This is a genomic window from Franconibacter sp. IITDAS19 (genome assembly GCF_023079515.1).
Taxonomy (GTDB): domain Bacteria; phylum Pseudomonadota; class Gammaproteobacteria; order Enterobacterales; family Enterobacteriaceae; genus Franconibacter; species Franconibacter pulveris.
This window is the reverse complement of sequence record NZ_JALJCP010000002.1, coordinates 704780-718939: the sequence shown is the minus strand read 5'-3', so window position 1 is coordinate 718939 and position 14160 is coordinate 704780. Positions and strand designations below refer to the sequence as shown.

13 protein-coding genes are annotated in these 14160 nt (G+C 59.1%); 5 read left to right on the top strand and 8 right to left on the bottom strand.

Going from position 1 to position 14160, the window contains the following annotated elements:
• Window positions 1–38: 38 nt before the first annotated feature.
• Window positions 39–386 (bottom strand): hypothetical protein, encoded by a 348-nt coding sequence (locus tag MT962_RS09255; protein WP_247365460.1) that lies wholly within the window; start codon window positions 384–386, stop codon window positions 39–41.
• A gap of 129 nt (window positions 387–515) precedes the next feature.
• Between MT962_RS09255 and MT962_RS09250 the strand changes: the two genes are divergently transcribed.
• Window positions 516–686, top strand: a complete 171-nt coding sequence (locus tag MT962_RS09250; RefSeq protein ID WP_167541508.1) for a hypothetical protein — start codon at window positions 516–518, stop codon at window positions 684–686.
• Between the two features lie 96 nt (window positions 687–782).
• Here MT962_RS09250 and MT962_RS09245 read toward each other — a convergent pair whose 3' ends face one another.
• Both MT962_RS09245 and ldcA read right to left on the bottom strand, forming a co-directional pair.
• On the bottom strand, window positions 783–2516 hold the full coding sequence (locus MT962_RS09245) for a potassium/proton antiporter (protein ID WP_024555709.1): 1734 nt from the start codon (window positions 2514–2516) through the stop codon (window positions 783–785).
• A gap of 73 nt (window positions 2517–2589) precedes the next feature.
• Window positions 2590–3528, bottom strand: a complete 939-nt coding sequence (gene ldcA / locus MT962_RS09240; RefSeq protein ID WP_247365459.1) for a muramoyltetrapeptide carboxypeptidase — start codon at window positions 3526–3528, stop codon at window positions 2590–2592.
• A 117-nt stretch (window positions 3529–3645) separates the two neighbouring features.
• Here ldcA and emtA point away from each other — a divergent pair, with 117 nt between their 5' ends.
• A complete protein-coding gene (gene emtA / locus MT962_RS09235) occupies window positions 3646–4257 on the top strand; it encodes a membrane-bound lytic murein transglycosylase EmtA (RefSeq protein WP_024555707.1) in 612 nt (203 codons plus the stop codon).
• Here the strand turns inward: emtA and MT962_RS09230 are convergent, their stop codons facing one another.
• Window positions 4258–4989, bottom strand: a complete 732-nt coding sequence (locus MT962_RS09230) for a flagellar brake protein (protein WP_024555706.1) — start codon at window positions 4987–4989, stop codon at window positions 4258–4260.
• A 218-nt stretch (window positions 4990–5207) separates the two neighbouring features.
• Here MT962_RS09230 and MT962_RS09225 point away from each other — a divergent pair, with 218 nt between their 5' ends.
• Complete coding sequence (locus tag MT962_RS09225; protein WP_024555705.1) at window positions 5208–5462, top strand: GlsB/YeaQ/YmgE family stress response membrane protein; 255 nt, start codon at window positions 5208–5210, stop codon at window positions 5460–5462.
• A 45-nt stretch (window positions 5463–5507) separates the two neighbouring features.
• Here MT962_RS09225 and MT962_RS09220 read toward each other — a convergent pair whose 3' ends face one another.
• Window positions 5508–7625 carry a TonB-dependent siderophore receptor gene (locus MT962_RS09220; RefSeq protein ID WP_247365458.1) on the bottom strand — a complete coding sequence of 706 codons (2118 nt, stop codon included), beginning with the start codon at window positions 7623–7625 and terminating at the stop codon, window positions 5508–5510.
• Window positions 7626–7810: 185 nt separating this feature from the next.
• On the bottom strand, window positions 7811–9736 hold the full coding sequence (treA, locus tag MT962_RS09215) for an alpha,alpha-trehalase TreA (protein WP_247365455.1): 1926 nt from the start codon (window positions 9734–9736) through the stop codon (window positions 7811–7813).
• Between the two features lie 326 nt (window positions 9737–10062).
• On the opposite strand from treA, the gene MT962_RS09210 reads away from it, so the two are divergent.
• Complete coding sequence (locus MT962_RS09210) at window positions 10063–10884, top strand: hypothetical protein (protein ID WP_247365453.1); 822 nt, start codon at window positions 10063–10065, stop codon at window positions 10882–10884.
• 13 nt (window positions 10885–10897) lie between these two features.
• Here the strand turns inward: MT962_RS09210 and MT962_RS09205 are convergent, their stop codons facing one another.
• Window positions 10898–12109 (bottom strand): diguanylate phosphodiesterase, encoded by a 1212-nt coding sequence (locus tag MT962_RS09205; RefSeq protein ID WP_188723743.1) that lies wholly within the window; start codon window positions 12107–12109, stop codon window positions 10898–10900.
• Between the two features lie 367 nt (window positions 12110–12476).
• A complete protein-coding gene (locus tag MT962_RS09200; RefSeq protein ID WP_247365452.1) occupies window positions 12477–13352 on the bottom strand; it encodes an aldo/keto reductase family oxidoreductase in 876 nt (291 codons plus the stop codon).
• Window positions 13353–13423: 71 nt separating this feature from the next.
• On the opposite strand from MT962_RS09200, the gene MT962_RS09195 reads away from it, so the two are divergent.
• Entirely contained in the window at window positions 13424–14053 is a 630-nt protein-coding gene (locus MT962_RS09195) for a TetR/AcrR family transcriptional regulator (RefSeq protein WP_247365451.1), read from the top strand.
• Window positions 14054–14160 lie beyond the last annotated feature (107 nt).

Below are 14160 nucleotides of genomic sequence, written 5' to 3'. Positions count from 1 at the left end.
GGAAACCTGCCGGTTTCCCTTTTTCTTTTATGGCCCTGTTAACGGGCCGTTCTCTCCCGCAACTCCGCCTGTAAAAAGCCTTCCAGCGTGTTCAACGCCGGCGCCAGCAGACCGATGGCGTAAAGGGAATGGCCTAAGCGCTGTTGGTTCTGCGCGCCTGCCTCTTCCACGCGGGTCGGGTTGCTGAGCGTTTCGCCCAGCAAAGCCAGGCAGTGGCAAAGCCCGGCGTGGGTCTCCTGGCAACACTGCATCAGTTGCAAACACTCCGCGTTGCTCATCTGCGCAAAGCTGATGTTCACCAGCGCCGAAGCCATGTCCGAAAAGTGGATATCGCCGCCAGCGCTTATTTCCTGATATGGGTTCGTGTTAACATCCGTCGTAGCCATAACATTAATCCTTGTAATGATGTGGTCAGAAGCCCTTTGATGCGCCTACATCTCTGGGCTTCGCTCTTTGGTGATTCATTTTTTAATACAGTGTAATTACAACGCAAAAGCGGGTCATCCGTCATCATCATGTCCACAGAAAAAACCAAAACCGACCAGTATCAGATTCGGTTGTCTCCTGCGTTCCGCGCCCAGCTGGAAGAGCAGGCGCGCAAAGAGGGGGACCATTCGCTGGCGACCTGGATCAAGCGCACCCTGCGTAAAGCGCTGCTGGCGAACGGCATCGAGCCAAAAGGCTAAGCGCTTCCCGGTCATGCCCCGTACCTCACGCGCAGACAAAAAAAGAGGGTCGTCAGACCCTCTTTTTTATTTACGGCGCGGCGCTTCTGGCGGCTGTCAGGATTCCGCTTCGTCCTCGACGATTTTCAGGCCGATGCGGCGGATCTGGTTATTTTCCTTCTCCGCCACCGTCCAGGTGACGCCCGCGAAATCAATCTGGTCGCCCACCACGGGAGCGGCCCCAAGCTGGCGCAGCACCATCTCGCCAATCGTCTGCTCGGTGTCTACCGATTCCTCCGGCTCCAGCCCATAGATAAAGGCCACGTCGGCAAGCTTCGCATCGGCTTCCAGAATAAAGTCGCCGAAGAAGCGCTGGTCGAGCGCCACGGGCGGCGACTGGCTAAAGAGCTTGCCGAGCGCCGGCAGGTCGCGCTCGCGGCCAATCACGCACAGCACGTCGTCTTCCTGCAGCCGGGTGCTGCCGGTGGGGTGCATCAGCTGATTATCGCGAAACAGCGCCGCAATGCGCGTCTCTTTCGGCATATGCAGGTCGCGCAAGGCCGCGCCCACGCACCATTTGTCGGCGCTGAGCTGGAAGATAAACTGCTCCCACGGGTTTTCCGGGTGAATATCCAGCCCGACGCGGGAGATGGGACGACCCGCCTCCGGCACCACCACTTTGGTTTTTTTCGCCGCCCAGCCAAGCGAGGTGCCCTGAAACAGCAGCGACACCAGCACCACGAAAAAGGCGATGTTGAAAAAGAGGTTGGCGCGGTCAAGGCCCGCCATCATTGGGAACACCGCCAGAATGATCGGCACCGCACCGCGCAGCCCAACCCAGCTGATAAACACGCGCTCGCGCAGGTGAAAGCCTTTAAACGGCAGTAGCCCGGCGAACACCGAAAGCGGACGGGCGATAAAAATCATCCAGATGGAGAGCAGCAGCGCCGGAATGGCGATAGGCAGCAGATCCGACGGCGTAACCAGCAGGCCGAGCACCAGGAACATGCCAATCTGCGCAAGCCAGGCCAGCCCATCAAAGGTTTGCAGAATGCCATAACGGTTGCGAATAGGGCGGTTGCCGAGCAGAAAGCCGCAGAGGTAAACCGCCAGAATGCCGCTGCCGTCCATCGCGGTGGTCAGCGAGAAAATCAAAATGCCGCCGCTTAACGCCAGCAGGGGGTAAAGGCCGGAAGGCAGCGGGATGCGGTTAATCATCTGCTGCAGCAAGTAGCCGCCGCTCAGGCCAATCACAATGCCTAAGCCAAACTGGCGGATGATATCGACGATAAACATCCAGCTCAGGCCAGTCTCATGCTTTTGAATCATTTCAATCAGCGTGATGGTGAGAAACACCGCCATCGGATCGTTGCTGCCTGACTCCATCTCAAGCGTCGAGCTGACGCGCTCGTTAAGCCCTTTGCCGCCGAGCAGCGAGAAGACCGCGGCGGCGTCGGTTGAACCGACAATCGCCCCAATCAGCAGCCCTTCGACTAAATCGAGGTGAAACAGCCAGGCGGCGGCGACGCCAGTTAACCCGGAGGTGATAAGCACGCCGACGGTGGCGAGCGAAAGCGCCGGACCGAGCGCCACGCGCAGCGACTTTGCTTGCGTGCGGATGCCGCCGTCAAGCAGGATCACCGCCAGCGCCAGGTTACTTATCAGATACGCGAAAGGATAGTTATCAAACGGAATGCCGCCAACGCCATCCACCCCCGCCAGCATGCCGATAGCGAGGAAAATAACGAGGATAGGTATGCCAAGACGGGATGAAAAAGAACTCAATAAAATACTGCAGGTTACTAAAACGGAACCCAAGATAAACAAACTGATAATCGTCCCGGCGTCCAAAGTTGCTGGTCTCCTTCTGAGGTTCGTGGTGAATTAAAACCGTAACATAATTATGTCGGGTCAATTTGAATAATTAGCCTGCTGAATGGTTTTTTTCTACATTATTTAGTACGGGATGACCGCTCAGCGTAAGCCGCACCTGCTTGCCGTCGTGCGCCAGCTCGCCCCAGGCGCCGAGCGGCAGCGTTACGGTTTCCTGCTCGTGGCCGAAGGCCAGGCCCGTTACTATCGGCACGCTGATGCGCTCGCGCAGCAGGGCGATGGCGGCGTCGAGATCGTAACCGCAGTCATAGTCGTTGGGCTTCGCCGCCGTAAAGCTGCCGAGGATAATCGCCCGCTGACGGGAAAGAATGCCTGCGTGATGCAACTGCAGCAGCATGCGCTCTACGCGGAACGGGTGTTCGTTGATATCTTCCACCACCAGAATGCCGTCCTGAATGTCAGGCAGCCACGGCGTGCCGATAAGCGACGCCAGCATCGCGAGGTTGCCGCCCCAGACTTTGCCCTGCGCCTCGCAAGGGGCCGCGTCGCTTTCCCATTGCAGCGTAAAGCGCGGCGCCGTCAGCGCCTGCCAGAAGTGGCGCCAGGTAAAATCGTTCATCTCCGGCGCGCCGAAGTTTCCCGCCAGCATCGGACCGCTAAAGGTAATGACATCACCTGCGGCCAGCAGACCCAGTTGGATAACCGTGAAGTCGCTGTGGCCGCAAATCAGCAGCGGGTTGCGCTGCTGGCGCGCCGCCAGCGCGGCGAAATCCAGCCGCTCAAGCAGACGGCTCGCCCCGTATCCGCCGCGTACGGCCAGCACAATGCGTTCACTTTCAGACAATTCCGCCAGCGCCTGTAAATCAGCCAGACGGCAGTCGTCAGAACCGGCGAAGCGCTGAGCGCGACGGCGAATGACCCCCTGATTTTCCACGCGATGGCCCGCCTGTTCGAGAAACGCTACGCCGCGCGCGGCCGCCTCCTGATTAATGCAGTAACCCGACGGCGCTATCAGATGAAAAACGGACATGGCAAATCCTTGCTGAATTCAGATGTGAAACCGTTATCATGCCGCTAACCTTGTCGGTTGTCATCCGCAGCGCCGTGCCGCAGATGGCCTGTTTTTAACATGGAAAGGGAATAACGCGTGAAATTGAGATGGTTGATTATCCTTGTGCTGGTGCTGGCCGGATGCAGCAGCACTTCTGACTATAAAAACCCGCCGTGGAATGCCGAAGCGCCGACAAAGCGCGCCATGCAGTGGCTGCCGATAAGCCAGCAGGCGGGGCAGGCGTGGGGCGTCAGCCCGCGGCTTATCACGGCCATCATCGCCGTGGAGTCGGGCGGCAACCCAACGCTGGTGAGCAAATCCAACGCGGTAGGGCTGATGCAGCTTAAGGCCTCCACCGCCGGGCGCGAGGTCTACCGCTATATGGGCTGGCAAGGCCAGCCTTCCACCAGCGAGCTGAAAAACCCGGAGCGTAACATCTCCATGGGCACCGCCTACCTGAGCATTCTGGAGCACGGCGTGCTGAAGGGCATTGAGGACCCGGAAGTCATGCAATACGCGCTGGTGGTCTCTTACGTTAACGGCGCAGGCGCGCTGCTGCGCACCTTCTCCTCAGATCGTAAAGCGGCGATAGAAGAGATTAACGATCTCAGCCCGGATGAGTTTATCGAGCATGTCGCGAAACATCACCCGGCGCCGCAGGCTCCGCGCTACCTCTGGAAGATCCAGCAGGCGATGAACGCCATGTAATCAGCGCACCCGGCTCGCTTTTTCGCGGGCCGTCCGCTCAAGCGAGAAGATAATCCGCTGCAATTCCCGCTCCACCGCCGGGCTGACGTTGAGAAACCGAAAGCTCAGGCGGGGAGTGGACACCGTCTCGTTCTTACTGCCCACCACCGTGCGCTCGGAAACCGAAATCAGCTGGGCGTCGAAGCGAAACTTGCCAAACTCCAGCAGATCCATATCGATTTGCGAGAACATCGCACCCGCTTCAAGCCCTGCCGGCAACGGGCCTTCCACCAGCGCGCCCATGCCGCCAAGCGACAGATCCTGCAGGCGAAAACGCAGCAGCTTGCCGTCCGGCAGTAACGCGCGACAAAAGTAGAGCGGCTGCACCGGCGCGCTAATGCGGAAATACTCGCGGCGCTGCACAAACCAGAGCGAAGAGGGCAGCGGGGTGACGAAAGCGGGCAGCCCCTGGTAATCCTGCACAGAGAGCGGCGGCAGCGCGAACTCTACCTTGGCGCCCTGGGTCTCGGCCACAAAGACGATGGCGCTGGCTCTCTGCACCGCCTGGTTTTCCAGACTCTGGCTGCCAAAATCGAGCACCAGCTGCTCCCGCGTGACGTCCAGTATGCGGCTGATGAACTGCCCGTTAGCCCAGGAAAGGCGCACCGGCACCTGGCTTTTTTGCAGGTCGCGCAGCACGCCAAGCACCGCAAGGGGATTTTGCTTCAGAAACTGCTCACTGTAATTACTCACGTCCTGTTCTTCCTCGAATTCTGACAGAGTGATATGCACGGTTATCGGCGTGCTGAGAAAAATCTTAATACACGCGCCGTTTTTTTTTCTCGCAGCGTTGCGCGATCACCTAATCCACCCTTTTTTAATTTAGTGCCTATACTTGAAGTACTTGCCCGCGGCGCACTGGCTTTGCCGCAGGCGTTTTTTGCAACACAACCTAAGAGGATGGAGAAACTATGGGTATCCTGGCGTGGATTGTATTTGGTCTTATCGCAGGCATTATCGCTAAGCTGATTATGCCTGGTCGCGATGGCGGCGGTTTTATTCTCACCTGCGTACTGGGTATTGTCGGCGCCGTGGTTGGCGGCTGGCTCGCGACCCTGTTTGGCATTGGCGGTGATGTCACGGGCTTCGACCTGAGGAGCTTCCTCGTGGCCGTAGTGGGCGCCATCGTGGTGCTGGCTATCTTCCGCATGGTTCGTCGCCACTAATCATCAGCCATCAAAAAACGGCCCCTGCGGGCCGTTTTTTTTGCCTTAAAAATCGTAGCCCACGGTCGCCACCACCGAGCGCTCTGCGCCCCAGTAGCAGTTGGTGGTGTAACAGCCAGAAACGTACTCCCGGTCGGTCAGGTTAGTGGCGTTGACCTGGACGAATGCGCCTTTCAGCGCGCTGTTCCAGGCACCTAAGTCGGCTTTCACCATTGCATCCACCAGCGTGACCGAAGGCACGCGGTTGCTGTTCTGATCGTCCGCCCATTGTTTGCCAATGTAACGCACGCCTGCGCCCGCGCTGATGCCGTAGTCGAACTGGTAATGCGCCCAGAACGAGGCGATCTGGTCCGGGGTCAGCAGCGGCGTGTTGCCGTCTTTGCCACCCAGAGAATCTTCAAAGCGCACCCGGTTCCAGCTGTAGCCTGCAATGGTGCTCAGGCGAGGCGTAATCTGATTGCGCGCTTCCAGCTCCACGCCCTGAGAATGCACGTTGCCCGCCGCCTGGTAAGTGGCGGTGGCAATGTTCTCGTCGCGCTGGGAGACATCTTTCTGCTTTAAATCGTACATGGCGACGGTGTAGAGATCCGACGTGCCCGGCGGTTGGTACTTCAGGCCGCCTTCATACTGCTCCGAGGTGCTTGGCTTAAGCAGCGCGCCGTTGGCATCGTAGAGAATGGAAGGGGTGATCGCCTGGCTGTAGCTGAGGTAAGGCGAAAGGCCGTTGTCGAAAGCATAAAGCAGCGAAGCGCGACCGCCGACATGATCGTCGGACCGACGGTAGCCGGTGCCGTAAGCATTGCTGTACTGGCGCGCCACGATGCGGTCATAGCGGCCCGAAAGGGTCGCATGCCAGCGGTTCCAGGTCAGCTCATCCTGCAAATAGACGCCTGCCTGATAGTAGCGACGGTTAAAATCGTCGCTGCTGGTGACGGTATGCCCGGTCTGCGCGGTAGCGCCGGTGAAAGGGTTGAACGGCGCGGCGTCGCCGTATTCGCCCAGAATGTCATTACGAAAGCGGTGGTACTCTGCGCCAAGAATGACGTTATGGTCCACCTCGCCGGTGGCGAACTGCGCCTGCAGGCGGTTGTCGGTCGACCAGCCGTCCAGCGACTCCTGATAACCCACGTAGCCGCGGCTCAGCAGGTTGCTGTCGTCAATCCAGCCGTTCTGATAAACCTGGTCGAGCCCGACATTAGTATGGGTATAACTGCCGCTGGCGTGTACCGACCAGATCTCATCAAAGCGATGATCGAACTCGTAGCTGTAGATCTGCTCGCGACGCTGGTAGCCATCGCCCGGATCCCCTTCGTTATAGTGATTGCTGACTTTGCGGCCGTTATGCGAATAAAGCGATCCTTCAATCGGCGAAGAGCCGTGATAGCCGCCGGAGGGATCTTTTTGCAAATAAGCGCGCAGCAGCAGGCTGGTGTCGCTATCAGGCTGCCAGAGCAGAGAAGGAGAGATAGCGTAACGCTCTTCACGCGTGTTGTCGTACTGCGTATCGGTATTGCGGGTAATGCCGGTGATACGGTAAGCCCACTGGTCGTTAATGGCGTCGGTATAATCAAAGGCGCCGCTTTTGGTCTCCTGCGTACCGGCAGAAAGGCGGAAATGACCTTCAGCGCTGAACTGCGGGCGTTTGGAGGTGAGGTTCACCAGGCCGCCCGGAATGCTTTGTCCGTAAAGAGCGGACGACGGGCCCTTGATGACATCCACGCGCTCGATAAACCATGGATCAATCTGCAAAATGCTGTGGCTGCCGGCGTCGCTCATCAGGCGCATGCCGTCCAGGAAAATATTATCCACGTCGCCGCCGTGGAAGCCGCGCAGGGCAAGGGCGTCAAAGCGCGTTGCGCCGCCGCCGATATTGGAGAAGACGCCAGGCGTGTAGTTCAGCGCTTCAGTAAACGTGCTTGCGCCCTGGTCTTCCATCTGCTGGCGCGTCACCACGGAAACCGACTGGCCGGTGGTGATAAGCGGCTCGTCGGTTTTGGTTGCGCCGCTGCTGGTTTTAACGGTGTATCCCTGCGTCGGTGACGTGGCGGTTTGCGCCGGCGCGGCGCTGACGGTGATGGTGTCTTCAGCCAGTGACGCATGCGGCGCGCTCAGCGCCAGCGCGCACAAACTGGCGGAGCGCGTTAAGGTTAATGCCATTCTCATAATCTTGTTCCCGGAGTTGCCAGAGGGCGACCGTGTAATAACGAATGCGAATTATTATCGTTAATGGCCTGAGGGTTCAAGTATCAAAATTGGCAGGGGAAGTGACGATAACCTTATGATGCGTGAGCGATAAGCTGGCTGGCGGAGCGTGAAAAAAGCCCTCCCGCAGGAGGGCTTACAGGCGCTTACTGCGCGGCGGCGGGTTCAGGCGTGGCCGCGTTTTGCGTCTGCCCGCCAGCAGGTGTGCTGGATGTCTGCGCGCCGCTTTGCGGCTGATTGCCGGTCAACGGTTTAGCCGCATCGGTTTGCGCAGGGCCGTTTGCGAGCGGTGCCGACGCGCCAGGTTGCGGCTGGCTGCCGGAAGCGTCGTTCTGCGCGGCGTTACCCGTCAGCGGCTGGCTGGCGCTGCTCTGCGAAGGCTTCGCAGCGCTTGCGGTGTTGCTGGCGGCAGGGCGCGTTTCCGGTACGTTGTCGCATGGCGTTTTATCGCCGCACAGCAGGTCCAGCATGCGCAGCGTTACGCCGTTGCTCCAGCCGAAACCATCCTGCAGCGGATATTCGCCGCCGCCGCCGCCCGTGCCGGTGGTGCTGACGTCATATTTTTCCACCAGCTTCTGTTCGCGGTTATAGGTGTGCTGCACGTTGGTGAGGAAGCGCCAGGTAACGTCCATCGCCAGATCTTTATGGCCGTAGTTATCAAGCCCCACGGTCGCGACCCACTGCAGCGGCGCCCAGCCGTTAGGCGCATCCCACTGCTGGCCGGTTTTCTGCGTGGTGGTCAACACGCCACCCGCTTTTAGCAGCTGCGCCTGGGTGGCGGCGGCGACTTTATCGGCGCGCTCCTGCGCTGCCGCCTTCACGTAAAGCGGAAAGAGCGCGGCGGCGGTGAGCGAATCTCGCACCGCGTTGCGGCGTAGATCGTAATCGGCGTACCAGCCGCGTTTGTCGTTCCACAGGTTCGCCTCAATGGCCTGCTGGCGTTTGTTCGCCAGTTCGTCATACTGCGCCGCCCCAGCGTTGTCGCCCGCCACTTTGCTGGCGTGAGCGAGGGTTTTTTCCAGCTGATACATCAGGGCGTTCAGATCCACCGGCACGATAGAGGTCGTGCGGATCGTGCCCAGTTTTTCCGGGTTATCCATCCAGCGCGAACTGAAATCCCAGCCCGAGGCGGCCGCCGCGCGCAGGTCGCGGTAAATCTCGGTAGCCGGGCGGTCCGGGTTATTTTTGGCGGTCGTCACATCGTCAAGCCAGGACTCGGTGCGTGGCGTATCGCGGTCGTCCCAGTAGCGGTTGAGCAGCGAGCCATCCTGCAGCTTCACTACGCGTTTATTGGCGCCGCCGTTTGCCAGCGTGTCGCTGCCTTCCATCCAGTAGGCGTACTCCGCTTTCAGCTGCGGCAGATATTTCTTCAGCGTATCGTCGCCTTCATGCGTCGCCAGCAACTCCACCATGAAAGCGAAGAACGGCGGTTGCGAACGGCTCAGATAGTAGCTGCGGTTGCCGTTGGGAATATGGCCCCAGGTGTCGATTTCGTAGGCGAAGTTATCGACCATATCCTGCACTTTATCCCAGTGGCCGCTCTCGGCGAGCCCCAGCATGGTGAAGTAGCTATCCCAGTAATAAACTTCGCGAAAGCGCCCGCCGGGCACCACGTAAGGCTTGGGCAACGGCAGCAGGGAATCCCATTTACCCGCGGTATCGGTGGTGCGGGTCAGCACCGGCCACAGGCCGTCAATATGCGCACGCAGGCTCTGGCCCGCGGGCGGCACATATTTTTCGCCCGCAGCGGGCAGGGTGAAGTTCACATCAACGAAGTGGCGCAGATCGAAGCCGGACTGGTTACGCTGCATGCGATAATCGGCCAGAATCATCAACGGGTCGCCTTTGGGCACCGCGTCGGCGAAGGTTTTCTGGTCGGGGAAAAGTTTGGCGCTTTGTACATCGGTGAAAAGCGGCCCGAGCAGCGCATCAGGCGGCTGCGGGAAAGTGCGGGCGGCGGGCGCCTCTTCCGCGGCGGCGGGCAGCGAGGTGAAAGCCAGCAGCGCGCCGCTAAGGCCAAGCTGGACGGCGAGCAGGAGCGTCCGTGGTCGGCGCAACAGGGGTTGGGTCATCGATTATTCTCCTTATCGAATGCGCAGCCGGGGACGCTGCGATCAAGCCTATGAAAACCTTAGACGAATATCGACGAGACGAGGACCATAAGGTGCCCTTTCTGCCGCTTTTTGCTTTTCCGTCTCACTTATTGCGCAGAAAACCGTCAGCGGAAGTTGCCTCGTGACGTCGAGAATACGCTCGCCGGGCGCTGCGCGTAAACCTGTCGACGTTTTTTATCGGGAAGTCAGCCGACCGGTAAAACTGGTGCATAGCATGCCGTCAGGTTGTCGCCTGCGCTTTAAACCACTAGCATGAGGCGAAAAAAAGAGGCCAGGAGTAATTTATGACTTCACAGGAGTATCCCTCACCGCTACGCCGTCTCGCCGACTTTTATCTACGGCTTAACCTGATGCAGCGTATGCATTTCAACGCAATAGTGGTTTTTACATTGTTTGTCGCCGCCCGGGTTGTTAGCGGTCTCAATGAGGTGACGCTCTCACTGTTGCGCGTCGCGGTCGTGCTCTGGACGCTGGCGGTCGCGCGCGATCTGCTGCAACTTTATAAACAGATGTACGCAACGCTTGCGGGAAAGGGCCTGATTCTGGTGCTGTTCAGCCTCTGCACCACGCTTGCTATTTCCATTGCCGGGCAGGTGGTCAACGACGTGACGGGCGTGGAGCCGTCAAAATTTCCAAACGCCACGGCGATACTTTCTATCTTCACCATCCCGTTTATCTTTTCGCTGATTATGGGCGTGCTTTTCTTTGTGATAATGCTCGCCGTGCCGCTGATAGGATTTTATTACCTTGGCGTGGATGATTCGCTGAAAAAGGTGATTTTGCCGGTTAATGCGAAGGCGCCGACCATGGTCTGGCCGAAAGTCACGCGTGTGACGCAGTTTATCAGCGTCGGTTTTTATTGCGCCTTTATTTACGGTATGTCACACCACATCATTAATGGGTACGCCAGCTTTATGACCCGTTTCGGCGCTGACTTTATTTATACCTTCGAGACTTATGCGAAATCGCCTTGCGTTATCCCGGCTGGTACCCGCGCGGTGCTGCTGGACGATGACCATATTTTGCAGGCGAAAGCGGTGGGCGAAGAGAAAATCTTCACCCTGGGCCGTTGCCATTATCGTACAGACACAGAGAAAAAGTCATAAACCGGACGCCGCCTCAGGCGGCGTTGTCCGGCCAGGCGATGGGCGGCACGCCGTTAAGCAAGGGGCGCGCGAAGAGATAACCCTGAAAGCGCTGAATGCCCGCCGCCTGCAGCCAGCACCACTCCTCCGCTTTTTCAACGCCCTCTGCAACGATGGTGATTTCCAGCGCCGAGCAGCAGTTAATGATAGCCTGCACGATGGCCTGTTTCGGGCCATTCATATGGATGTCGCTCACCAGACTGCGGTCGAGCTTGAGCTTTTCCGGCTGGAATTTTGAGAGCAGCGAAAGGCCGGCGAAGCCGGAGCCAAAATCGTCTATCGCCAGCGCAATGCCCGCAGAGCGAAGCTGTCGAATGGCGATAGCAAACTCGTCGAAGCGAGAGATAACCTCATCTTCAGTCACCTCCACCACCACCTGTTCGGGGATAAGGCCGTTGCGAACAATCTGATCAAGCAGGATCTCTACCGCGTTCGGCACCATCACCAGCGACATCGGCAGCAGGTTTACCGCAATTTTCTGGTTGCCAATGCCAATGCGTTTCGCCAGCGCGAAGGCGTAGTTCTTGGACGCCAGATCGGCCTCGTACACTTTATCGGCCGGCACAGAGGCGAAGTACTCGGCAGGCGAGCCGCCGTCCGGACCGCGGATCAGCGCCTCCAGCGAGCTAATCTGCCCGCTTAGCGGCTCTACGATAGGCTGCAGGGCGAACTGGCAGGGCTGGTCGTCGTGAAGCGATATCGGCAGCGAGAAGGCGTTATCGCGGGATGTGAAGCGCCAGTTTTGACAGTCGGGACACTCCAGCAGATGCGCGCGCCACTGGCCTTCGACAAACGAGCGGATAAATTTCAGCACCCGGTCGTCATAAGCCAGGTTATAGCGCGAGGTGCCTTTTTGCAGCACCGCTTCCAGAATGGAGCCCTGCGCGTAGCTGCGCGTGTCGAAAAGCTCCATGCCGAGATTGCCGAAGCGGCGCAGCGGGGCGTAGTCGCGCATCAGCTCGACCAGATTGTAGTGGCGCGGGTCGCGACGGATGCTGGCGTATACCAGATTTACGGCGCTGTCGGGCCCTTCAAGCACCTGCAGGAAGTAGTCGCCGTCGAAAAGCAAAATGCCCGTTATCTGCAACGCCGCGTTGCGAGTCTGCGCTTGCGCCACTATCTGGCTCAGCGCTTCAGGGCAACATCCGGGGCTCAGGCGGCTGCGGTAAATCAGGGTGGACAACATGCTTTTCATCTCGTTAAACGCCTGTTTTGCAAGTCTGGACGTCGTGCGGCGAGGCGCGCGTCGCGCAACAGGCTCCAGGCGGGATTTTTGCGTTAAGTAGTCAGACCAGAAAACATGTAAAGTCAGAACGTTCCGGTAGGCAACCAATCCTTGGTGTGCGAAGTGAACGATACTAACACTCGCTGGCGATTAGGTGAACGTATCCTGGCAAATTGCAGCGATAAGCCGTGAAACGGTTCGCACAAGCGCGTGGGGATGAGCGTTTAAAGATGAGCGTTTAAAGATGCCCGTTATGGCATTGGTAGGTGAGGGGAATAGCAGGTGCTGTTAAAGCAGCGCGGACAGCCTGAAGCCCGCGCTGCTGCTGTTACTGCGCCTGCCCGCCAATGGCGTTAAGCGCCGTCATCGCTTCATCAGAAAGCACCAGTTCGCTGGCGGCCAGGTTCTCCCGCAGATGCGCCACGGAAGAGGTGCCGGGGATCAACAGGATGTTAGGCGAACGACGCAGCAGCCAGGCGAGCGCCACCTGCATCGGCGTGGCGTTCAGGCTTGCCGCTACTTCCGCAAGCGCGGATGATTGCAGCGGCGTAAAGCCGCCCAGCGGGAAGAAGGGCACATACGCGATGCCATCCCGCGCGAGATCCTCTATCAACGCGTCATCCTGGCGATGGACAAGGTTGTAGTGGTTCTGCACGCAGACAATGTCGGTGATGTTTCGCCCCTCGCTCACCTGCGCGGCAGTGACGTTGCTCAATCCGATATGCTTCACCAGTCCCTGTCGCTGCAGTTCGGCAAGCGCCGTTAATGGCGCTTCAATGGAACCTTCCACCGGGCCTTCCACGCTAAACATAATCCGCAGGTTGACGACATCCAGCGTCTCCAGCTGAAGATTGCGCAGGTTGTCGTGTACCGCCTGCGTCAGCGCCTCGGGGGTGAAGGCGGGCAGCCAGCCGCCTTTTTCATCGCGCCGCGCGCCGATTTTGGTGACGATGGTCAGGTCGTCCGGGTAAGGGTACAGCGCATCGCGGATTATCTGATTGGTAATGTGCGGGCCGTAAAAGTCGCTGGTGTCGATATGGTCAACGCCAAGCGCAATAGCTTCCCGCAGCACGGCCAGCGCAGCGTGGCGATCTTTCGGCGCGCCGAAAACGCCGGGGCCGGCAAGCTGCATTGCGCCATAGCCCAGGCGCTTCACGCGACGGCTGCCTAAGGTAAAGGTGTCGGTATTATTGATGCGGGTCATACGCTTCCCTCTTGCTTTGTTGTGTTGGGAGAAGTATATGAAGGATCCTTCAGCTTTAGAATTCGCATTCTATGACCATGATGAACACCATGCTGAAGCCGCGTAAAACGCCGCTTCAGGCGCGATCGACCGCCACGGTGGAGGCGCTGCACACCGCGACTATTCAGGTTTTAACCCGCGAAGGGTTAAGCCGCTGCACCACCACGCGCGTCGCCCGGCGGGCGGGTATGTCGGTCGGCAGCCTTTATCAGTACTACCCTAACCGCGACGCGCTGCTCGCCGCCGTGCTGGAAAAACATCTGGACGGCATCGCCACGGCGGTGGAGGCGGTTTGCAGGCAACAGCATGGCGCGAAAGTAACGCAGATGGCGCGCGCGCTGGTGACCGCCTTTCTTTCCGCGAAGCTGCGCGACCCGCAGGAGTCCCGGGCGCTGTATGCGGTTGCGACGGAACGGGGAGGTGCGGAGCTTGCCGCAGAGGCCTACGGCCGGATGGCGACCGCCATCACCGCCATGCTGACAAGCGCCAGCGAGGGGAAATTCGCAGACCCGGCGCTGATAGCCACAGTCGGGTTAAGCAGCCTTGTCGGACCGGTGCGCGCAGTGCTGGAAGGGCAGGTGCCGCCCGGGTTTGAGGCGAACCTGGAGGGGCAGCTTATCGTAATGCTGAGCGCTTATTTCCAGGCGGCCTGTCAGCAGTAAAACGCAGTTCGCCGCCGCAGGGCGGCACGTCTCAGCATCCACCGCCACCGGCCAGGGTTTCGCAGATGCGAGACTGCGCCTTCGCCAGCCGGGGCAACGTGACCACG